20 protein-coding genes are annotated in these 21725 nt (G+C 36.2%); 9 read left to right on the top strand and 11 right to left on the bottom strand.

The genetic code is table 11. The annotated features are described in order from the left end of the window. The first annotated feature begins 2 nt into the window (after positions 1-2). Positions 3-4553 (top strand): conjugal transfer protein TraG N-terminal domain-containing protein, encoded by a 4551-nt coding sequence (locus tag CIK00_RS03130; protein WP_101767477.1) that lies wholly within the window; start codon positions 3-5, stop codon positions 4551-4553. 161 nt (positions 4554-4714) lie between these two features. After that, the gene (locus CIK00_RS03125) at positions 4715-6001 is read left to right on the top strand and encodes a hypothetical protein (protein WP_101767476.1); all 1287 of its coding nucleotides are present in this window, start codon (positions 4715-4717) and stop codon (positions 5999-6001) included. Between the two features lie 350 nt (positions 6002-6351). Here the strand turns inward: CIK00_RS03125 and CIK00_RS03120 are convergent, their stop codons facing one another. Together CIK00_RS03120 and CIK00_RS03115 are read right to left on the bottom strand one after the other, a co-directional pair. Beyond that, positions 6352-6978, bottom strand: a complete 627-nt coding sequence (locus CIK00_RS03120) for a hypothetical protein (RefSeq protein WP_101767475.1) — start codon at positions 6976-6978, stop codon at positions 6352-6354. Positions 6979-7007: 29 nt separating this feature from the next. Further along, positions 7008-7928 carry a DNA replication terminus site-binding protein gene (locus CIK00_RS03115; protein WP_167388499.1) on the bottom strand — a complete coding sequence of 307 codons (921 nt, stop codon included), beginning with the start codon at positions 7926-7928 and terminating at the stop codon, positions 7008-7010. A gap of 341 nt (positions 7929-8269) precedes the next feature. Between CIK00_RS03115 and CIK00_RS03110 the strand changes: the two genes are divergently transcribed. Further along, positions 8270-8863, top strand: coding sequence for an OmpA family protein (locus CIK00_RS03110; protein WP_101767473.1), 594 nt, complete (start codon positions 8270-8272; stop codon positions 8861-8863). Positions 8864-8930: 67 nt separating this feature from the next. On the opposite strand, the gene CIK00_RS03105 is transcribed toward CIK00_RS03110, so the two are convergent. After that, the gene (locus tag CIK00_RS03105) at positions 8931-9278 is read right to left on the bottom strand and encodes a hypothetical protein (protein ID WP_101767472.1); all 348 of its coding nucleotides are present in this window, start codon (positions 9276-9278) and stop codon (positions 8931-8933) included. 652 nt (positions 9279-9930) lie between these two features. Between CIK00_RS03105 and CIK00_RS03095 the strand changes: the two genes are divergently transcribed. The 3 genes from CIK00_RS03095 (at position 9931) to CIK00_RS03085 (ending at position 11188) form a co-directional block, all read left to right on the top strand. After that, entirely contained in the window at positions 9931-10332 is a 402-nt protein-coding gene (locus CIK00_RS03095; protein ID WP_144043137.1) for a hypothetical protein, read from the top strand. A 211-nt stretch (positions 10333-10543) separates the two neighbouring features. Next, positions 10544-10750, top strand: a complete 207-nt coding sequence (locus tag CIK00_RS03090) for a hypothetical protein (RefSeq protein WP_101767469.1) — start codon at positions 10544-10546, stop codon at positions 10748-10750. 12 nt (positions 10751-10762) lie between these two features. Further along, positions 10763-11188, top strand: coding sequence for a hypothetical protein (locus CIK00_RS03085; RefSeq protein ID WP_101767468.1), 426 nt, complete (start codon positions 10763-10765; stop codon positions 11186-11188). On the opposite strand, the gene CIK00_RS03080 is transcribed toward CIK00_RS03085, so the two are convergent. Next, the gene (locus CIK00_RS03080; RefSeq protein ID WP_101767467.1) at positions 11156-11476 is read right to left on the bottom strand and encodes a hypothetical protein; all 321 of its coding nucleotides are present in this window, start codon (positions 11474-11476) and stop codon (positions 11156-11158) included. The genes CIK00_RS03085 and CIK00_RS03080 overlap by 33 nt on opposite strands. A 216-nt stretch (positions 11477-11692) precedes the next feature. On the opposite strand from CIK00_RS03080, the gene CIK00_RS03075 reads away from it, so the two are divergent. Continuing rightward, positions 11693-12181 (top strand): hypothetical protein, encoded by a 489-nt coding sequence (locus CIK00_RS03075; protein WP_101767466.1) that lies wholly within the window; start codon positions 11693-11695, stop codon positions 12179-12181. Positions 12182-12192: 11 nt separating this feature from the next. Next, on the top strand, positions 12193-12744 hold the full coding sequence (locus CIK00_RS03070) for a hypothetical protein (protein WP_101767465.1): 552 nt from the start codon (positions 12193-12195) through the stop codon (positions 12742-12744). 6 nt (positions 12745-12750) lie between these two features. Here the strand turns inward: CIK00_RS03070 and CIK00_RS03065 are convergent, their stop codons facing one another. Continuing rightward, complete coding sequence (locus tag CIK00_RS03065; RefSeq protein WP_101767464.1) at positions 12751-13119, bottom strand: hypothetical protein; 369 nt, start codon at positions 13117-13119, stop codon at positions 12751-12753. A gap of 170 nt (positions 13120-13289) precedes the next feature. Here CIK00_RS03065 and CIK00_RS03060 point away from each other — a divergent pair, with 170 nt between their 5' ends. Beyond that, positions 13290-14597 (top strand): EAL domain-containing protein, encoded by a 1308-nt coding sequence (locus CIK00_RS03060; protein WP_101767463.1) that lies wholly within the window; start codon positions 13290-13292, stop codon positions 14595-14597. A 139-nt stretch (positions 14598-14736) separates the two neighbouring features. On the opposite strand, the gene CIK00_RS03055 is transcribed toward CIK00_RS03060, so the two are convergent. The 6 genes from CIK00_RS03055 to CIK00_RS03030 all read right to left on the bottom strand — a co-directional run bounded on the left by CIK00_RS03055 (position 14737) and on the right by CIK00_RS03030 (position 20546). Beyond that, positions 14737-15885 carry a hypothetical protein gene (locus tag CIK00_RS03055; RefSeq protein WP_101767462.1) on the bottom strand — a complete coding sequence of 383 codons (1149 nt, stop codon included), beginning with the start codon at positions 15883-15885 and terminating at the stop codon, positions 14737-14739. Then, positions 15885-17015 (bottom strand): hypothetical protein, encoded by a 1131-nt coding sequence (locus CIK00_RS03050; protein ID WP_101767461.1) that lies wholly within the window; start codon positions 17013-17015, stop codon positions 15885-15887. The genes CIK00_RS03055 and CIK00_RS03050 overlap by 1 nt, the downstream gene beginning before the upstream one ends. 151 nt (positions 17016-17166) lie before the next feature. Then, positions 17167-18048 (bottom strand): hypothetical protein, encoded by an 882-nt coding sequence (locus tag CIK00_RS03045; RefSeq protein ID WP_101767460.1) that lies wholly within the window; start codon positions 18046-18048, stop codon positions 17167-17169. A 126-nt stretch (positions 18049-18174) separates the two neighbouring features. Next, on the bottom strand, positions 18175-18927 hold the full coding sequence (locus CIK00_RS03040; RefSeq protein WP_101767459.1) for a hypothetical protein: 753 nt from the start codon (positions 18925-18927) through the stop codon (positions 18175-18177). A 552-nt stretch (positions 18928-19479) separates the two neighbouring features. Beyond that, positions 19480-19872 (bottom strand): hypothetical protein, encoded by a 393-nt coding sequence (locus tag CIK00_RS03035; RefSeq protein WP_101767458.1) that lies wholly within the window; start codon positions 19870-19872, stop codon positions 19480-19482. Between the two features lie 143 nt (positions 19873-20015). Beyond that, on the bottom strand, positions 20016-20546 hold the full coding sequence (locus CIK00_RS03030; RefSeq protein WP_167388498.1) for a hypothetical protein: 531 nt from the start codon (positions 20544-20546) through the stop codon (positions 20016-20018). Positions 20547-21725: the final 1179 nt, after the last annotated feature.

Below are 21725 nucleotides of genomic sequence, written 5' to 3'. Positions count from 1 at the left end.
CTATGTTATTTAATATATATTCGGTCGGTGATCCGGCTTACATAAAGGTCGTTATGCTCGGCCTGTCGCACATGTATGAAACATCCATGCCTTACACGTTAGGGAAAATTGGGTTACTTATAAGTTTGTTGTTTATATTCGCTAAAAGCGTCTGGAATCCCGGAAAGATAGAATTCAAAGAGTTCTTCACGAGTTTGCTCTTCGTTTATTTTATGTTCTGTAATACAACTACGATAACGTTGTTTAGCAACAATCAAACAGATGTAACCCCAATACCTAATATTCCGCTTGGCATTGCTCTGTCTGCATCGATAACGACTAGACTTGGCTATGAATTAGCTACCTCATTGCGTGACTTTTACCAAACTGCAGTTTTACCAGGGGAGTACACATCATCCACTATCTCATCAATGCTCGATGATGATCCATCAACACGTAATTATTCTATTGTTGGTAACGGATTAGAACCTTTACGTGCATTAATGAATATGAGGATCACTGGTGACCCAACAGCAACTACGCATTACCGAGCAAGTCATGGTTTAGTTAACGCTCAAAGCGAACCAGATCTTCGACAATCACTTTTGAACTACATGCAAGATTGCGTATTAAAGGATGAGTACAACGGTTCTCGCGTTCAAGAAGTTAATATGGCTCAAGCTCGTATATCTAATGACGCGTGGAAATATATGGGCATGAACTATAACGGATGGACAACATCAGTAAATCTAGTTTTTGGTCATGGCTTTGAAGTTATGGGATGTGGTGATGCCTATAAAAAACTAAACGGCGCAATGGAGGATGCTTTTAACGATACATCTAAAGACTATATAGAAACTCGAAATCTCAGAATGGATCCAAACATCAAGAATGCCGAAAGAGGCTTAGCTATGATTACGGATCAGGGTGTAAAAGCATGGCAAATGAAATCTAATCAGATGCTTAAATACATGTATTACCAAGCTAAGATCAAAAATCAATATAGTGATCTATCTGGTCGCCTTGCTTCTCAAGCCGAATTTGAGGCTATGGACTCTCGACACTTTTCCTCAGCAACTCAATTTACTCTATGGTCTGAAATGGCTGTACCGTTAATGACTTATCTTGAGGCGTTAATCTACTTGTTAGGTCCAATCATGCCGTTTGTTGCTGCTTTTGGTAGTAAAGGTATTGGTATGATTGCAAAGTACATCTTGTTGTTAGTATGGGTGAATACATGGCCAGTGTTACAAGTTGGCGTTAACCTGTATTTACAAACATACCTTAACGAAATGACTAATAAGGATACGCACATTGGGGTTATGTCATGGGCTGGCGTTAATACCACATTTACGGACCTTCAATCATTCATTGCTATGGGTTCTACATTGCAAACAATGGTGCCAGCATTATCACTAATGATTATGTATGGTTCAGTGCATACTGCAATCAACCTTGCTAACAGTGCGTCTAGTGGTGGTGGTGGTGAAGCAGCAGCCGTTGGTTCTCCTAAAGTAGCGAGTCCTGCTAATTATGGTAAATCATCTTCGGCTGGACTAACTTCGAGTTTTAATGGTGTCACTAACAGTACGTCATTAACTCATGACGACCTCAATCAACCAGCACAGTTAGGTGTCAAATCCTATAACATGAGTAATGCAGCTACAAATGCCAGTTCAGATGCCGTTGCGGGTGCGACTCAAAGGCTATCTACAGCAACTCGTCAAATGTCCACTGCCAATCAAAAAATGCATAGTGACGTTTTATCTGCTATGGATACCGAGGCAAAAGGACGAGACATAACATCATCAATGGCTGCAAGTACCGCATCTCGCGCTACGGTTGGTAAAGCTATTTCAAATGAATTCGGTTTAACACGTCAACAATCATCCTTAATGGCCATGGCGCTTCATGGTGACTTTGGTGCAGAGGCTAAAAGTGAAGTGGCGGCAGCTCTTGGTGGTGGATTTGACTTTAGTAATTCTCAACAACCAGAATTGGATAAAGACGGCAAGCCAATCAAAGATACAGGCTTAAAAGCCAAAGGGGGGGGTAAACTTAGTGGTGCTTTCGGTGGTGCTGTAGGCTTGAAACTTACGGGTGGGATACGTGCAGCTCTTGACTCAGGATTAAGCAAAGTAGCAGCAGCTCGTCAATCTACATCAAGTAATTGGCAAGCAAGCCACGATAAGATTATGAATAGTATGAGCTCCGATCTTTCAAAAATAAGCCATAACCAGCAGATAGGAAAAACTAAGGCTTGGGGTTCTTCAGAAAGCAACACCAAAATGGCATCCAATGCGTATTCTGAAGCTCAAAGCTTGGTTCAGACAACACAATCAATGAATAATGTTGCGAAAGGAATTGGTAGCTCGTTAGCCTTTAACTTTGCTAGTGCATTAAATGATCGGTCTGATTTTGGTTCTAAAGTTGCAAATGGCACTATGGAAAGTAATGCACTTAATAATGCTGCTGCAGCAACGCTTCATCAGACTGGGCATGATAAAGAATTGGCTCAAGCGGTTAGTGCCGCTGGTGGTCAATACGACGTGAATACGCAAGCGATCACTGGCTTATCTGATGACAATAAAACGAAGGCTCTTCAAACGGCTCTTACAAACTCAGGAGCATCACCTGAGACAGTTCAATCGTTGAAAACAGCTCAACAGGCTGCAACTGATTTATCTCAATCGGGTATTAGTGGTGTAAATAGTAAAAACATGAATGAGCGTAAGAATGCTGAAGTTCGTTATGCTCAACGTGTATTTGATGGTCTAGATAGAAATATGCTCAATGGATCATTAGGGGCTGTATTCGCAAACTATGCCAAAGGAAATATGCTATCAGAACTAAACGCTGCAACTGGCGGTGGTCTGAAGAATCTTGATGAAGCTGCAAATCAATTCAGAGACATGGGTAACGGAGCGGCTCAGGGATTGATGGGGGACGTTGGTTCGCGTAGCGGTATTACTAATGAATCGCTTAATGAGAAAAAACAAGCGATTGGTACACCATCATCATCACCTACTGATTTTGCTAAACCAAAAGATATGGGTACCGGTGTTAATATTACGGCTAATAATACTGGTGGCATTAGAAGCCAAGCCATCGCCAACGATAAAGCCGTTGATCAAGACCACCAGCATCAGGCAAATGATACGGCTCAAGGAAAAGCTGCTAATAAACTGAGTGGAAATGGCGATGCGGTTGTAAAGACCGTAAATGATGGGATGGGTGACAATGACGTTAAAATGAGAAAAGCACAAAAAGATATAGGTAAAGTTTATGACTTTATGGGGGATATGGGGATGAAGGCTGGTAATTTTGTTGCTGATGACCCAAAACAATCCCAAGGTGATCAGAAAATATTATCACAGCTAAACGATCCTGAAGCATTAGCTGCGATGAAAGACCCAAACCGTCAAACCGAGGTTAACGATAAAATTGCTAGAGGGTATGGGGCTAATGCGACTAAAGAAGATAAAGCCGAAGCTGCTCGATATGTAGCGATGGCTAAGGTTATTAGTGAAAACCCAACCGCGTATACAGATAGCGGCAATTCTAGCGAGGTAAAAACTGGTGCCGCTCTCAACAATGTTGCTGATTCAGCAAGCAATGTAATAAATGCCAACAAGGGACAACCAAACGCGGAAGAAATTAACTCTGCGGCAAGCGAACGTAAAGAAAATGGGGTAAGTAGTAGATCTTCATCAACTACACCTGGATTTAAAGGCCAAGCACCATCGTATTCAAATGGGTTCAAAGATTACCGTCCTAAGGATGATGCTAAATTGCAACAAATTGCTGTTACGAATACAGCGGCAGCAGATTCAGGATTAGATGTAACCACTCGTGAGCGGTTCAGTGATGTTGTTAATAAAGGGGGGAGCTTTGGCTTTTCCACCAACACGTACGGCGCTGAGAACAGGTCAAAAGAAGACAGTAACGCTTTGGACAATATAATAGACAGCGTTTCGAGTAGTGCCGAAAGGATGTTTAATACCACAGGGAAAGGCGAACAACATAACGTTGAAAATATAGGGAAATATAAAGAGGCATTACAGTCGGTAATTGACAACCCAATGGCAAGCTCTGAACAAAAAAATAATGCCCAAAAGGGTATGGCTGAATTGGTTGGTGCGGAAAGTGAATTAGTCAAGCCAACAAGCACCACTTTAGGCGATGAGACAGTGGCTCGGGATCAAAATACTGCATGGAAGAGTATGCCTCTTGATAATGCAATAGGTCGTCCAGAGTCACAAGTTGACAATTATAGAGCTGGTGGAGTTGAGCGAGAAGCAACCAAAGACACACCTATGAAGGTTGCGTCATTTACTGACAACAATGGAAATTTGAGCGTACCAACAGGCTCGTTTGACGCGATTATGAAAAGTGATGGTAATAAAGTTCAAATTGGTGACGATACGTTTTCAATCGAAGGTAGACATCAAGGAGAGTCAAGCGCGGCTATCGCATTAAAAAGTGAGAGCGGCCATATGCACACGTTGATTCAAAAAGATGGAAGACCTGATGCTGTATCAACAATTAATCAGGATACAAAAGGTCATTTCTAAAGCAGTAATTGTTCTTTCGTAACTAAAAGCCAGTCTTCGGACTGGTTTTTTATTAATTAAATATTATTGATGTTTGTTACTTACGATAAAATGCCACTAGCGCATATCAATAATACCGATATCATTAATGGGTATCGTAAATAATTAAAACGAGATGACATATGATAAATTTCAAAAAGACGGTTTTAGTTGCCCTTATGCTTGGTAGTACAAATGCATTTGCTTTGTCTGCATCCTTAACGGGAAGTTATCCACTAACTGAAAATGATTCCCCAGTAAATGGCTATGAGTTAGCTACAAAAGTTGCGATAAACACATTGGGAGACAGCATCAAAGAGAATGCAGGGATCTTTACATCCAATATCACTGAGAATGAAAAACAGTTACTCATATCTGCCACACCATTTGTTATTCATAAAGAGGTCACAAATAAACGCATTAAAAGTTGCCCAGAAAGTACGTATGGTTGTGCTTTAGTCGATGTAACTGCAGTTTATGATTTATCTGAAATTAAAAAATACGTAGAACAAGTAACGCTAAATGCAGCTTTAAAAGAGCAAGTTCAGCGGTTGGCGGATCATGAAATTAAGAATATGAAAGGTGATCTTTCTGAAACAAAGAAAGCAACTGCTTATATGAAGTTAGCAGCACTTATTGATGCTGGTGGTGATGACCAAACTCAAACATTCATGATTAACGATAATTATAATGAAACGAAACAATTAGTGAGCCATAAACCTCTATGGCAGATCCGAGAAGAGTATGACGATTACACAAGAGCTAAACTGCTGTATTCAGGGATGCAAGAACCTTTAACTAATGAGCAGAAGAAAGAATTCAAAAAATTGAACATGCTAGCAATGGAAGCTGCCAAATCTGGATATAAAATCCGATCAATTGGTATTAATCGTATGACAGATACGGCAATTGTTTTAAAAATAACCTCAAAGGGTAATGGTTTAAATGATACGAGTTATAATCTGATGGATAAATCCATGGGAGTATACGCATCTGCATTAGATAGCCTCATTTACAAGCCTGCTGATAATTGTGTTCTTACCAACTTACCTAGTGAGTTAAGTCCAACGGAGTATTATGCTAATGGTTACGAGGCGGGGACGCTTATCGGTGGTATTAATCTTAAGTTCACAAACGAAGACGATCCGCGTATTACACCACTCAGAGGCATAGTATTGGTGCAAGAGTTGTATTATGGAGCTCAAAAGAAACCATTTGTAACGTATGCGCTAGCGGGTGATATAAAAGGGTATAATGAAAAAATGCATCCACAGAGTGTTCATAGCCCTGAGAATCATAACTGGGATATTCTTTATTATAACCTCTACTACCCTAATGGTTCTTACAGCATTAGAGCGGAAAAGCCAAAGGGGTTTAACCCCAAGAAAAATATACCAATAAAAGCAAAACAAAGGGTTATCACTTTTTAAATAGTCATTTTGCAATGGGATAAATCTAAGATAGAGCTATATATTCATATGCATTATTATGAATGAATAACTTTTAATATGAAAAAGGGAATATTGATATATTTAATTCATTTATAGTACATATACATGAATTAAATATATCGAATTAAAAAGTAGACATTATTCAACAGAGAAGTAATGTTTAATACTCCCTATTGAATAATGCATCTCATACCCCTCAAAAAGGGAATTGATTTAGCCTGACATTACCTATAATCAACATTAAGCATAACTATTAATTATGCAACATCTTTTATTTATTCATTAAATTTTTTTTAATATATACACTTACTTTTCTTATATATAATTGATTACTTACCCAAGAAATCAGCCCAATTAACCCATGAGTCTGAATAGATATTATCTGGATTACATGGTACATCATGCAATATATCCATATTATCTCGACGTCCTTGACGAAACTCTAAGTAATTTTTAAAACCCATTGGTGCTATTTTTTCTTTGGATTTTTCAAAAGATAGGTATCGTTCTTTCTTTGGGGCTAATAATTCTGAAAATTTAACACCATAAACCTTGTCTGGAGCTGCAGGAATAGATGATGGACGTTGTTTAACTTTACAGAACGTCCTAAACATTAAGACACTAGAAATCTTGTTAGCTAAAAACCACTCTTTACATGATTCTAAGTCAACAAATTCAGCCGTGAGAGTTTTTGTTGGTTTTTGTTCAGTACCTAAAAACTCTGGCCAACCTTGCCATTCACCAGTCTTACCGTAGAATTTAGATGGATCTCCAGGGATATTTTGTGGACGAAAGCTACCACCGTTACGGAGGTTATGAAAGGCGAACCAAGCTCTCATACTTTTAATATTATTATCTGATGCATATTGCATAGCTTCAGCTTTTGGGACCATATTGTTAGTAGTTTTAATTTCTACTGCTTCTTTGATATCGCTTTTGATTGATGAAATTGTCATTTTTTATTTTCCAAGTTAGATTAGAGTATTTACTTTAAGTTAGTTACTCGTTTGATATGTTTCTTATATAAATGCAATCTTTTAATGACAGGTATCCCATAGATTGTAGTATCTTCGCGGAAACTTCGCCTTTGTGCACTTAGATAGTCTTGAAGATTACTAACAACGGGCTTTTCTGTTTGAAAAAGAATTAATGGTATATTTGATATAATTTGTTTGTTTTTCTTATATGGGACTACATCAACTCTAGTAATAGGCTTACTTACTCGTTTAAATCTTAACGTCGTATCCTTTGGTAATTCATTAATAATAGAAATTTCGTTGTCAATAATTCGATTCCAATCTTCAGAATTACTTCTCTTTGGTGTTTTTTTTCTGTGTCTATCTAACAAGTTTAAAATTTCTTGTATAGATGTTTTATATGTAATGTGCTTATTTGTCCAACTAAAATTTATATATTCGACATTTTCCGTAACCAATGGAATATGCCTGTATACTTGCACAGTCATCAGATTATTAAACAGACTATGAACTAGATTGTATTTCTTATTAGAATTTTTACTATAGCCCTGAACCTGTTTTTTAAAATCATCTTTTAACTTGTTTATCCTAGTTATGTTTTCGTATAGGTTTTCTTTTTGAATAGCACTTCCATTTACAACCAAATACCCCGGTAACCTAAAAGCTCTTTTACCTGAATCCCCGAGACCTTTTTCAAAAGTTGAAAAAGACTGTAGAGCCAAATTAAAAGCTTTATAATCAGACACTAATGACACGCTAATCTTTTTAATATCTTTATGAGTATCGGCATCTTTTATTTCTGGAAGTAGATAAACCTTACTGTCTATAACATCCAATGTTCTTAGTAGGGAGGTTAAATTATTTATCTCTCTGTCTAGTTGGTATTTTAGATGTTTTAAGTTTTGCTCAATTTTAGATTGCTTAGACATAATGTATGCATTCCATTTCTTATTAGATGGATTATATACGCAATAAATCTCTACACCAATGGATCTATACCGCATTATAGGAAACACATTTCTCATTTCTTGCAATATTAAAATTTCGCGCATTAATTCGTCTATCTAAAAAATGTTACAATTATTGTCATTAACAATTTTAATTAAACAGTGAGAGTATTTGAATTTTCGCGCATTATATGGACTATAAAAAAAACATGCAAACATACAATGCTGTATGTTTTTCAAAAAATATCGTGCCATATAATCCCTATTAAGATGCATTTTAAATAATTCTTAATTATAACTAATTGATTTAAGGTTAATTGTACATGAAAAATAAACTATTACTTGGAGCAGTTCTAGTATCAGTTATTACTGGGTGTAGTTCTCAACAATCAAATTTGATGGTCACTCCTTATGTAAGCATCAAACATGAATCTGTAAACGTTCTTACTTCAAATAAGGCAGAACAACTACGTAACTCATGGAAAGAGGATGTAAATGAGAAATCCCACTCTATAACAAGGGAAACTCAGGTAGCTATGGCTATTGTGGATGCTGTTGACGATGATATCGAACCTATTCTTGCCCACCAGCCAATCAATAAGACTGTATATTTCCAGTTTAGTCGAGATAAGGTAAGAACGTCATTTAATGACATGCTTAAAAAAAATGCGACTTATTTAAAGCAAAATTTAGCAAGTCGTCTATTGGTAGTGGGTTTTACTGACGAAAAAGGGAGCGTTGATTACAATTATGATTTGGGGCAGCGTCGAGCTGATAACGTGTGTAAAAAGTTAGTAAAGCTAGGCGTTAGAAAGGTGCAATTAACCTGTGAGAGCTATGGTGAAACGCATCCAGCCGATTCTGCGCATACTAACGAAGCCAGAACTAGAAACCGTAGAGCATTACTTGTTTATTGATTTTTAATTTTTGGTAGATGCCCGTTCACTATGAGCATCTACCGTATTTGGGCTACGATTTTTTAGTTTATTGTAATTCAGGGTCGAAAAGTCGCTTTGTTAGCTCCGATTGGGCTATTTGATAGATTTCGATAATAAACATCTCACCTGTGAATGCCAGTTGTAGGTCATCTCCTTCCCAAGCCAAAAAACCTTTATCGATAAGGTTACTCACGCTATCAATAAAGGCATCCCGATTATCATCTTCTGGTGATGATTCAAGGTTATTTTGAAACAAAATGGACATTGCTTCAGTGTGATGTACTGAACGTTTCATTTCCCAAATTGTAGCTGCCAAACGAAACTCATCCACTGTAATTCCATGAATATTCACTTTTTGTGTAATAGCTGTTAATAAACGCAACCATGGTGTCATTTTGTACCCTCTATTTATTGATTAAAACCCTGTCGCAACTTATCATACATCTTGCAAATTCAAAATGTACTGTTGGAAAGGGTTGGGGTAGATAGAAAATGTATATCAATACGATAAGTGCACCCCTGAAAATTTCTTGTTGTATTTCTATTGCATTTTTTTTTGCTGCGTTATTTATCTCTTACTCATCATGTAATCATGATGTTTTTGTATTAATACTTAAAGAAAGTTGTTGTAAATCATATCATTATATTGATAGTCCATTTAAAGACATGCCAATATTATCTTATATTTATAGCTTAATGAGACCAACTGTAGGCATATAGAGTGACAGTAAAAGGTGACAGCGCATGGGGAGGACGGATTTTAATTGCGATAGTTATAACAAGCATTGCATGTCTAAATGGGTGCGCTGAATTATTACTCGTAGCAATAATGCCTACATCTTCAATCCTTGATGTTAGGGTTGATCAAGCTATAGATATGATCTTGGGTGCATTAACCGTAGGGACTTCTACCTTAGGAATACTGGTTATGATTTACTTAATGTTTATTTTTTTTCGGCGCTATCGTGATTAACATAAAAAGTAATATAACGGCCTCATTTCCTATCTATGATGGAACGCACTTTGTTGGGAGTATGATTTGCTTCATGAGTGACGTCGAAGTTATGGAGTTAAAAAATACTGGTCATGCAAATTTAGATATAAAGATGCCAAACGGTGAAATTAGAACTTTTAATTGCGTCCTGTGTCGAATTGATAATTTTATCAATGTAATAGTAGTAAGCGTCAATAGTAATGATTTTAAATTTTCATTTATAGATGAAATTCAACCATTGCTGGCACAGCATCAATCAAATGTGTTTGAGGTTGACGAAGTAGCAGTATGGACAATTAACTTAGTGCCCGGCCTGCGGGTATCAAAAGCGGAAAAATCCTCTTTTTTTACTTTAGACCCATATGTTATTGGTCTTGTTAGCTTGGTGATATTGGTTAGTTCCGTTTGTATTGCGACTCACATAGTAAGGTTCGGTTTCAATTTTTATATGTAACTAAACAATAGGTAACACAAGTAATGCAGCAACTTATCATTGAAGAGGGGATCTCGCAATATGAATTAGATTTAATTGTTACATTATCATTACAAATTAAAACCGATCCAATAACTTTTATAAAAAACTTACGGAAAAGCTCTCAGCTCTCTGGATTGAGTGTATTGGAAGAGTTTTATCGACTAAAAAATTCATATAATTTGAGATAACCATGAAGAACATACTAATTGTAACTATTATATTATCAGTAAGTTTGACCTCAACCACACTGATAGCATCTCCATTAACAAATAAACATCATGTAGTGGAACGTAGTAATGGGCATACTAATTCTAGTAAGTTAACAACAGTCATCCATAAAAAAGTTATCAGCCCTAAGAAAAAATTAAAGCCTGAAGATCTTGATGATTTATTCTAGAGGTTTTTACAAATGGGGCTATTCAAAGTGTTTCAGTGTGTGTTTTTTGGGGCATTATTAGCTCTAGGGCTAACAAATGGAACTCGTAATTTCATTGATAACTTCAAAGTGGCAGTTATGACAAAGGACACGTCTTTCACTCCCATGTTTTTAATGCCATTACAGTACAACACATGGAAAATGGTAGATGCCACAACTTATTTAAAACCAAGAAAAGATAGAACCGGTCAATATAGCTGTATTCATGTCACACCTATATCACCAAAATATCAGACGATAACGACGTTAGATAATGGTGAAAGAGTTTGTTGTGACATTCACTCTGGGAACGTACTTATACCAACGGCAAAAGATACAAATAGCTACTACTTCTATTGTGGCAGCTATCCAGAACAACAAGTTGTTTCATTGCCTATTAGTTACGTTAATCAAATTTGACCTGTCACTCGGAGTAGTAACATTACGTTCAATTTTAATTGCTGGATGCAACCATTTAATCTCTGCCAAATCATTCTCTGTAATGCGGTAATCCTTATTTATACCGGGCCAAAAACCAATATCATATTTTTCTTTTTGGTCTGGACTTTCAGCGATAACGTCGATATAAAAATTAATGTCTTTATCTTGAGTAAATGCCATTCCTCGAACTGCAGCTACGACTTTCCAACCGCATTTTATTGCCCAGTGGATAGTTTTACTTACTGTTAATTTTTCATCATCCATCATTTCAATTAGTCTCGTTAAGAATTTTACATAGGGACATTATGACGAATATTAAATAGAAATAATTATGAAAATGCTACCTGATTAATGTTCGTTATCAGATATCGCATGTTTTTTTGTTTTTTCACCAAAGATAAGCACTACGTACCGTTATTGCAGAAGTGGAAGACAATGTTGTTTGTTAAACTCACTGACATAAAAATCGCATAGGGGGAAACGATGATTATTATTCCTGTAAATTCGGTCGATCCAAAAACGAAAGAGAGATTTATTGGTATTAGTTTATCTGTATGGCCAAAGTGTGGTGTTGCTGTATTTTTAGGAATATTACTAATCTTAACATCTTGCATTTATCATTCGATTCTCTATAGCTACACCATGCCGACATGGGCACCATGGGGCGTTATCGCAATACTTGCTTTATTATCAATGCGTTGGCGATTATCAATGTCAGAAGACGGGAAAACGTTATTAAGACAGTTAACAATTTTTAGTATTGCAATATCACAAACCCCTTTTAAATGTAATGGTGAAGTAAAGCGAATTCATCTAATGCCTTCAGGGTTACGCAAGAATCAATACTATATTTTATTTGTAGGACCTGAAACAAAAGTGTCATTACATTACTGCATCATTCCTGAAGAAAAAAAACGACTAATAACATATCAAATATCAAGTATGTTCAATCTTGAAATGCCAGAAAATTAGAGTAAACCGTCATGATCTATTTTGATAAAAATCGGTTTATGGCACAAAGTAGACCGAACCTTATTCGGTCTATTGCCATCTCTTTCTTATACCCAATACAGTTATTTTACTTATTCGGATATGTTCCTTTAGCTAACGCTATTGATCCGTCATTTGTACCAATTATTATTGGTAACAATACAGAATCGTTGCTCTTTTATATCAACTCAATCATGTGCCCATTTACCACAATTCTTTTTCTGAAGAATGGGGTAGTTAACTTTGTAAGCCACCACAAAGAAGATCCAAGGCGTTGGGTTAATTTTGTTGTTATTGGAACACGACAAGAATATTTAGTTTTGGATGATGCGGTTATAAAGATGATCGTTTACTTAGTGTCAGATTACTTTAATGGTGGAGAAGAACAAGAATTCAGAACTAAGTTAAAAAATTTACTTACAAGTAACCGCCTCAAATTGAGCAGCCAAGTTCATGAGGATTTGATAATAATGGAGATTCAAGGTCAGGGTAGTTATATGGCGAGTAACCCATTACACCCATTAGTTAAGATTGCCGTCAAATAGCGTCCATTACGCGTCATGGGCAACCAAAACGCAAAGATTATTGTCATTAATATACTGCTTGATAATTTTAGTGCTTTTTTGCAATCCTACTTTAGCCGTCAAAATATCTTGATGGTAGCTTGATGAGTGAATTCCTTCAGCACCCTCGACGTAATGGCCAAGTTCATGATTATTTAGCATGTTACTTGCAAATGTCTTTGCTACCAGAATTCCTTTTTCCTTACCCATATAGAGTATATCAGTACAATATGAAGCAGTCCCTTGTGGTGGGTTAATAGCCCACTCTGGGACTTCATTCTCTGCTAAAGCGGTTGTAGCATTAAAACTTGCCCACATTAATAGTAAGCCACTTACAATTTTATATTTATTACGCATGATAATTAACCATTTGAAAGTGAGTATAAAGATAGTATATGGCTCAAAAATCCGACTTCAAGCGTTTTCCTCTTACAATTTTAAAAAAATGTAGTCTCTTTTAAGACATACTTTATTAAGTATATATACTGCATAAAACCCCATTAACACTTTTAAGGAGCTTTATTATAGTGGTTCTTCAAAAATTCAAGCTTTACGAAGAGTTAACGGCGCGAATAGATAAAGGAAAAGAGTTTTATTTGGTCATTGTAGACGTTATTGATGCTCATCTTCATAAAGATATATTAGGCGATCTTGTTTTTACATCAGTTATGAATGATGTGGCATTGTGGGTTTTACAGTTGGCTCATAAATCTATGAAAAATAAAAACATCATGGCATTTGAGTATGGTTATAGTCAAATTGCACTTATTTGTTCTGGTCAAACGAACCCACACATCAGAGCTAAATTTCAAACGTTATTAGAATATGGTTATTGTCATTCAACTACGACAATATCTCATTTATTTAATGTGTCATATAAAGTTGCTATTTTTAATGAACAGAGTGATATAAGCGCCCAGGAATTACTTGAAGATGTAGAGCCACCGAAGCCATGTAACTCAACGGATGAAGAATTTAATAGTGAGAAATATACCTTCTCAAAATTAGACTTACTTAATGCCATGAAAAATAATGAGTTAGAGCTTTGGTTTCAAACGAAAGTAGATCTAAAAACGAACAAAGAAATGGGGGTTGAATCATTACTCAGATGGCGGCATCCAGATTATGGGGTTCTCTCTCCTGTAGATTTTTTATATTGGTTTAAATTTTACACACTTCAATGCGATTTAGATAAGTGGGTTATAACTACGGCTTTTAATCATTCGCAGACATGGGTAGCAAAGGGGGAAATGACACAGATTGCTGTAAATATTGATGGATCATCGTTAAACCAACGTCACTGTAATTTAGTTGATTTTATACGTGAGAGCGCCGCAATTTTCAAGATAAGACCTGAACTCATTGAATTCGAGATTGTTGAAACTCAGGTTATAGAGAAAAATTCTAAAATTCATCATGCGTTGATGGATATATCATCACAAGGTTTTAGTATTGCTATCGATGATTTTGGTACTGGGACATCCAATATTAATTATTTGATGTATCTACCCATTAACACCATCAAATTAGACCGATTTTTCTGCACTAATCTTAATTATCAAGATTTAGATATACGATCAATTTTAAAATTAGAATCTAGAAAAAGCATTCCTAGAGTCATAATAAAAAAAGCACTTGCCGCCCATAAATCCATGAATCAAACGTCATTATCAACGTTAACCCGCTCGACTGTGGATTTATTGCTTTGTACGGACCATAAAATCGTAGCTGAGGGGATAGAAACTCATGAACAAGCAGTGATCATGCATTCTCTTGGCTGTGATATTGGGCAAGGGTATTACTTTGGTTATCCGGAGCCAAGAATAAAAGGATAGCCATTATATATTAATGGTCTAATGCTATTGCCATTCGTGGATGGGGTAGCTGCCAATTAACTTACAATAAACATATATTAATTATGTTTATTGTAAGCGAATGACTACATTGTTATTCAGATACACCAAAAATAGACATCTAATCAAGCAAAGATTGCTTCTTACCTGAGTTATCAATTAGACCATCAGAATTATTGTTCTTACCTTCTCGATAACTCCATTGGTTATTGCATTCATTAGCCAAGTAAGGGAACGTGCGAGCTATCCGTCTCATTACTAGATCAAAATAATCATCATGCAGACGTTTAGCTAATGCTCTGTCATTTAACTGATATGCCTGACTATAACCTGGGATATTGTGCCTAATAAAGTTTGTGAGTAGCCTTTTTTGTCGAGACACGGACATCGCTGACCAATCTTCACCGTTATCCATATAAAATTGTTTTGCCAATATTTTCCAAAAGCTTAGGTCTTCAATGGGCAACGGTTTATCTAACATATTAAGAATTTCACATAAGTCTGACTCTACAAGCTGGTGATCACTGCTCTCATGATTAATATATTCCAGCATGAACTCATCAACGAGTTTTGTTGGTATATCCCAAAACACTTTTATAACATCACCCGTATTATCGTATGTTACTGGTAATTCTCTATTTTTGTGTTTCGTATTTTTAGGTAAGTAGAGTGGTGTGGACTGATTATATATCGCTAAATTTTCGTAAAATGCTTTGGCGTCCTTTTCGGGATAATTGTAATATTTAATTAAATTTTTTACGTTAAATCGAACGACTTCACACGCTTGGAATAAAAATACAGAACTTTCTTTCACCACGTTTTTAGCTTTAAATGCTGGCAGTTCTAATTCGAGGATGAGTTTACTAATAACGCAAGGTAACTCTAACCGCTTATTAACCCCTCTAAAAATGCGCAAGGTAAAATCATCAACGATCCAATCGCTTGTTTCTTTACAACATCTAAGTTCGTTTATATGCTGTGATATATTTAGCACTCGGTGTTGATTGTCAATATTGGCGACTGGCTGAGTTAAAAATAGACCATACATACATTCCGATATAGATGTTGCAACAGAATGACGTTGTGAATAATCTATAATTTCTGGAGAGCTTTCCGCTTGGTGTTTTTCCATCATGAACAAAACACTCTTAGCGGTTACAGGTAAACCCATATCTTCTAACAATTCTCTCTCTCTATCAGTACACAGTTTATCTTGTACTGATTGCAATATTTTATCTTGATACTTTTGTCTTTGTCTTATTTTAGCCATTAATAATAGACCTCATCAAAGCGGTGGTTCAACTGACGTACACACTCACCAGAGAGGTATGGGAAGGTGCGGCCGATCCTTCTTAGTAACGCGTCAAATGCGATGTCATGTAACTCAGCGGCTAATTCACGGTCTTGAAGGGTGTAGATCTGAGTGTAACCACAGTAACTATGTCGGATAAAATTAACTATATGCCGTTTTTGAGTGTCAGCGTTTAACTCATGCCATTTGAAATTATTATTTTGACGGTTGTACCACTCTCCGCACATTGCACGCCATAATGATAATTTACTAACTGGTAATGGGCGGCTAATGACATTTTGGATTAATTCAATCAAATCATTTTTATCTAACAAATCATGATTAATCATCTTCAATTCGTCGGGTACATCCCAACAGACACTTTTTATACGTCCATTTTCTTTGTTTTGAAGATAAGTGATCGGTGTGACCTCATGAGGGGGCATACCAGTATAATTAGTATCATCGACAGGCATATATAATTTGATATTTGGGAGGCATAAATTTCGATATAAATTAACCGCATCTTTTTTAGGGTAGTGATAGTATCGAATTATATTTTTGGGGGTGAATGGTATTACATCATCTTGGTCATAAAGATTAACGAAAAGGTGTACGTTCTGACCACATTCACTACGTACCAGCTTGAATTCTGACTCGCTTATTAACTTACCAGTTAGAGGTGTTAGAAGCGTGGGTAGCGGTAAGCATTTATTGACGCCATGGAACATTTTTTTAACTGTCTTTTTTGCGGTACGTTGACAGCTAATGTCGTTATGTTCTCTGTAATGATTTTCGGAAACCTCGATAAAATCTTTGATCGTTAACATAGGAGCGATTCCATCATCGTCTCTTTGTTCCGAGGATAACACCCAAAATCTGGAGTACATTCGTTTTATAATGGAGGCGTCTAAACTATTTTTATCATTATAATCATCAAAAAATTCCTGTGAGTATTTACTTCTATCCTGTAATTCCATGATCTTTCGATTTATATGGGATTGTTGGCACATATTCCATACATCACCCCCAGGTTGATGTAAGTGGATCTCATCTTTAAAAATTTTTTTTTCTAGTAAGGTTATTTTAACTATCGTTTGAGTAAGCATTATTATGGTCTCTGTTATTAAGTCACGAGACAATTATACTTACAAAGATAAATAACGCTAGACGTTGAAAGCGTAGTAAGTGTTGGTTTTATTGTTAGGGATCAAGGGTTCACGCGAATTGATGACGCCTTGATCACTAAATAATCGTCAGTTAAATACGTAAAGTAAACGATGCTTTATTCATGACTTCTTCAATATGGATTATATTATTAGGATTAAAGGTGATCATTCTACCGTTTGTTTCATCGACAATGGGTATACTTTCAGTAGATTCATCCATGTTGAACTTAATCGAGAGTCCTAACTCTGGTAAGAAAAAGTCAGTATTGGGGAATGGATTGCGAGAATTAATAATATGTGTGATGCCGTGGAACAGCAGCCAGTTATCAATGATGCAATGGTAAATAGAATTTACAATGTGACCATCTACCGCCATTGTTTGAACACACTCGACAGTTCCGGTATATAACCCAATATTATTTAATTCTAAATGCTTAAATATCTCGACGCAGTTATTAAATTTGTCATAAGTTAGGATGTTATGGGGAAACAGCAAATAAGCCATATTATATTTGGACGAATAACCATGGCTTATGCCTTCTTTTAAACCAAGATTAGTCGAGAGGTAACCGTTCACCTTGCTCGCTTTGCTCGCCCAACCAAGAACGCAAGCAATATCATTAAGGTAATTAGCATCAAGATTAAGCCGCTTTGCTAAAGTTCTACTTGAAATGTTTTTTGTATTTGCATTACGATTGTTGGAGGTTTGCGGTACCGATTTAGTGTTTTGAGTAGGGGTTTTAAGTTCAACATCTACATTTAAGCCTTCTGGCCATTGGATAAAAGGACCGTATTTATCCGAAGACCCCATTTTAGCCCCTGCAGCAATACCTTCATCTGTAAGCACAAGCTTTCGATCTGCACCTCTCATAACATATTGTGATAAAAGTAAGGCACGAACTAAATCTGAATATTCCACACCTAGTCTCTTTGCTAATGATGAAGCCGAATAGAACTTTTTATCTTCAGACATGATTTTTACTTAATTATTAAAATTATTGAAAATCATACCCTGATATTTAAATCTATTGTCTTATGAAAACGACTAAAATTGACTTTAATAGAAAGAATATTGGTTCACGCCCATTCCCGATAAGGCTCAACTAAGCATGTTATCGATATAGGATCGAATATCATCCTTATATTCAATAGCGTAGTCATCCAAAACAAATCCAGCTTCATGGCTACGAAGATTGAAATCTTTTACCATATCAGGCGAAATGTATGTTACGACCTTCCAATCGGCTTCGGAGTAATCCAGTACACTCGGATCAGGGATAATAATAATTGCAATACCATCGTTAATAGTCTTGATATTACGCTCTGTATGCCCAGTAGGACATAGACCTGTTTGAGCGCAGTGAGAGGCAAGTTCTTGGGCGCAATCGACTAAAGCCATTCCTAGCTCAACAATAGCAGCCTTAACATCTAGTGTATTGTTACGTTCAAGATAGCGCACAACCGCATGGGTACTAATAGTTTGTGGAGTAACAAGAAAAGTTAGCTGAGTTTCAGGAGGGGCACAATTAAACCTTAAAAATAACGATTGATTGAAAAGTGTAAATTCATTATTTACAACTCCGATCGACATATAATTAACATTTGAAACTTTAATTTGTTGCTCATGATTATAAAGTATTGAAACAATATCGCTGTAACGCTCTATACGCTGCTTTAGCCGTTCAATGGTACTATTAATTTCGATTATTTCGCGTTTACGACTCCGGCTTGTACAGACTTGAAAGCGATTCTTAGTCGTTTGAAAGTAACGTTCAAATTTCTCACCCTGACTATAACGATAATCCATTACTGCTTTGATAATATCAGGCTTAACTTTATTATTATTGTTCATTTGCTTTAAAAACCTTATTTTTCTACTTATTAAAGGATAGATTTTTCTAACATTTGTGACCAGTATTATTTCATCTGGATCAGGAGCCAGCCATCAACCGCGCCTGTTGCCTTGCGTTCGAAAGCTAATTGTCATGCTCTATATGTAAAAATAAACAAAGAACTTACTGTAGACCAAAGACATAGAATGGTTAAGTTTAGTGAAAAGCTTATTGAGTAAGTATGTGATGAGAACATGATATCGAGAGATGAAGCCACATTATTAATCGCAAAAAACGCGCTAGATAAGGCTGTTGTGAGTAGCACTGGTAGACAAGAATGTTATAACCGACCGTTCAAGGCTTAGCATGAAATCGCACTTCGTGATGCATCCTTGCACCCGATCGATAGCTTCTTCCAAATTGTTAGACGTAGGTTGTCCATGCTAGAAAGACCGATAAGTACCACATCTAATCATGGAAGAGTTCAAAAGATGGTAAGACTCCTGCTGAACGACTTGGGTTGGCGAAAGGAAGCGTTGAAATTAGAAAGATCTTATACCCAATTTAATTCACTATGAGATTTTTAATCCCCAGTGAGCCTCTGCTAGATCTCTCAAGTTACCTGAATTGCCACGCGTCTCCTCAAGCCTCTTGATGTTCTGAGATAGAGTTTTCAGTTTTGAAAAACCTTCAACTTTCGGTATGAGCGTATACCCCGTTATGTAGCCACTATTATTGATTTTATCGATATAATCAAGGTTGCACCCAAGCTCCACAAAGGTAATAAAGTCGCTTAAAGGCACTTGCCGCCCTTCCACGGTTGATAACCAACCAGATGGCATAGGGTTGCCAATTACCTCATCGTCAAAAAATACAGCTATTTGAGCGTTGGTGAATGCACCTCTTGCGGTTCTGGCTTTGTTTAACCTTGTCTTTGTTAGTGTAACGAGTGACTGTGGCTGCATCGTAATTATCTCTTCGTATCAAGACCATTTGAGGACAAAATAGCACATAAAAACAAGGAGAGCATAGCTCCCCTTGTTAGCACCACGAAGCGCAATGGCTTGGACCGATGCCCACCTTTTTAAATTTTATCTGGTTACGATGATCAACTATCACCATAAATAGCCGTTAAATTTTCAGATAATAGCAAGTTATTCATAAAGATGCGGTGATTATTGAAGTTAATTGTGCCATTGATATAAATGGCATATTGCCAAACGTATTGTTTTATCGCATCGTTGATTGTGTAGTTTAAATTCAAACGTAACAGATCATAAAAAAAATGAATTGTTTTAAATTGTTTCCAAGATTCAAGGTCTTCCAGTTGATAATTATCAAAATCACTCATTGAGTTACTTTGAGCTAATTTAAATATATATGCCTTATGTGCAGCAATACTATCTAAATATTCTGTCTTATTGATACGAAGATGCTCCATAACTTCCGTAATTGATAAGTTACGGTGGCAATCGATGTATTCACCATACTCAACAAGTTCAACCTCACATAATTCGTCTTTAAATTCTGCTTTGACGATGTTCGTTAGGCGCCGATAAACAGTATGGAAAGGGGAGTGCTTCTTGATAAAATCTTGAGCTGTCTCTAATGATGTTAAAATATCATCGACAGGAATCATCAAATTTAAATCATTATAAATACGCATCGCGTATATTTTTTGCTTGTATGTAGGGGGATGGTTATTGTAGTACAAAATTTTAATCTCACAATTATCTGCAATAGTTAACACACCGACATAACTTAAAAGTGAATATAAAATCGCACTTTATTCACTTATATTTGGTATATTCCCGAAGATACGTTAACTAACAGTGAATTAATATTCATTGCCTGAATTATATTTTTACTGGTAGTTATGAGTAATTTTTAAATTAATCCCTATTTATAATTGATCTTGTACTCATTATTACATCACAGATAGAACGTGCCACTGCGAGCGATTTCACCTTGCTTCGGTAATGGTACTACGGCTATTTTAAAAAGTATCAAAACTAAGCAAAAAGTACCTGTACGAATTAATCCAATCAACGATACCCACATCTCCATTTTAAACAGTAGCTACAGATAAAGCATGAACACTATATGCTATCTTGGCATACTAGCGATATATTGTTATCACTTTTAAAAAAGATTTAGCGGCGTTATTTTGCGTGTACTAAATTTAAAATCTATCCAATAACCGCAGCCGAAATTACATTTCATTAAAGTGTTACCGTGTCACTGAATTGAAACGGTGACACTTAACGTTACAGTGTCACGATGTAATAAAATATTTAACAGAGTAACTTTGCTGGATGGACTAATAAATATCCCATACAAGAGAATTAATCCTCTTTATGGTTGTTAGCATTGAAAATTACACGAGAACTCAACGTGCATTGAAAATTAGCAACCCAAAGTAACCGGTACTAAAGTGGCGCCACCAAAACTACACGAGGCTAGTATTCTTCATTATACTGGTGACACCGTAACTTGTACTATATATGACCTGTTTTAGTACATTATTTAATCATGGTGGTTCGATGAACTCTAATTCATTGAACCACCATGATTAAATATTGAGCGATACTTTTAATTTGAGTGTTTTTACTTAATAAAGCTTGTTTAGCAACCATAGTTATGGGTGATTTCATTGATTACGTGACGCTGTAACTATAGGGAGGGAGGCGTTATATTGTGACACTGTAACTAGGTGGGCGATAGGGAATAAGGGTGACACCGTAACGCTTTAATGGTAATAATTATTACGCATAACTTTAGCTAGATTTTAAATTTAATAGCAGCTTTTTATTGCTCT

The sequence above is a fragment of the Photobacterium carnosum genome (assembly GCF_002849605.1).
GTDB lineage: Bacteria > Pseudomonadota > Gammaproteobacteria > Enterobacterales > Vibrionaceae > Photobacterium > Photobacterium carnosum.
Note: the sequence above shows the minus strand (reverse complement) of the source record. Positions and strands in the feature narration are given on the sequence as shown.

What these genes read in the sequence shown, in the direction of transcription:
- CIK00_RS03130 (WP_101767477.1), top strand. Translation starts at nt 3, where the DNA reads ATGTTATTTAATATATATTCGGTCGGTGATCCGGCTTACATAAAGGTC.
- CIK00_RS03125 (WP_101767476.1), top strand. Translation starts at nt 4,715, where the DNA reads ATGATAAATTTCAAAAAGACGGTTTTAGTTGCCCTTATGCTTGGTAGT.
- CIK00_RS03120 (WP_101767475.1), bottom strand. Translation starts at nt 6,978, where the DNA reads ATGACAATTTCATCAATCAAAAGCGATATCAAAGAAGCAGTAGAAATT.
- CIK00_RS03115 (WP_167388499.1), bottom strand. Translation starts at nt 7,928, where the DNA reads ATGTCTAAGCAATCTAAAATTGAGCAAAACTTAAAACATCTAAAATAC.
- CIK00_RS03110 (WP_101767473.1), top strand. Translation starts at nt 8,270, where the DNA reads ATGAAAAATAAACTATTACTTGGAGCAGTTCTAGTATCAGTTATTACT.
- CIK00_RS03105 (WP_101767472.1), bottom strand. Translation starts at nt 9,278, where the DNA reads ATGACACCATGGTTGCGTTTATTAACAGCTATTACACAAAAAGTGAAT.
- CIK00_RS03095 (WP_144043137.1), top strand. Translation starts at nt 9,931, where the DNA reads ATGAGTGACGTCGAAGTTATGGAGTTAAAAAATACTGGTCATGCAAAT.
- CIK00_RS03090 (WP_101767469.1), top strand. Translation starts at nt 10,544, where the DNA reads ATGAAGAACATACTAATTGTAACTATTATATTATCAGTAAGTTTGACC.
- CIK00_RS03085 (WP_101767468.1), top strand. Translation starts at nt 10,763, where the DNA reads ATGGGGCTATTCAAAGTGTTTCAGTGTGTGTTTTTTGGGGCATTATTA.
- CIK00_RS03080 (WP_101767467.1), bottom strand. Translation starts at nt 11,476, where the DNA reads ATGATGGATGATGAAAAATTAACAGTAAGTAAAACTATCCACTGGGCA.
- CIK00_RS03075 (WP_101767466.1), top strand. Translation starts at nt 11,693, where the DNA reads ATGATTATTATTCCTGTAAATTCGGTCGATCCAAAAACGAAAGAGAGA.
- CIK00_RS03070 (WP_101767465.1), top strand. Translation starts at nt 12,193, where the DNA reads ATGATCTATTTTGATAAAAATCGGTTTATGGCACAAAGTAGACCGAAC.
- CIK00_RS03065 (WP_101767464.1), bottom strand. Translation starts at nt 13,119, where the DNA reads ATGCGTAATAAATATAAAATTGTAAGTGGCTTACTATTAATGTGGGCA.
- CIK00_RS03055 (WP_101767462.1), bottom strand. Translation starts at nt 15,885, where the DNA reads ATGGCTAAAATAAGACAAAGACAAAAGTATCAAGATAAAATATTGCAA.
- CIK00_RS03050 (WP_101767461.1), bottom strand. Translation starts at nt 17,015, where the DNA reads ATGCTTACTCAAACGATAGTTAAAATAACCTTACTAGAAAAAAAAATT.
- CIK00_RS03045 (WP_101767460.1), bottom strand. Translation starts at nt 18,048, where the DNA reads ATGTCTGAAGATAAAAAGTTCTATTCGGCTTCATCATTAGCAAAGAGA.
- CIK00_RS03040 (WP_101767459.1), bottom strand. Translation starts at nt 18,927, where the DNA reads ATGAACAATAATAATAAAGTTAAGCCTGATATTATCAAAGCAGTAATG.
- CIK00_RS03035 (WP_101767458.1), bottom strand. Translation starts at nt 19,872, where the DNA reads ATGCAGCCACAGTCACTCGTTACACTAACAAAGACAAGGTTAAACAAA.
- CIK00_RS03030 (WP_167388498.1), bottom strand. Translation starts at nt 20,546, where the DNA reads ATGATTCCTGTCGATGATATTTTAACATCATTAGAGACAGCTCAAGAT.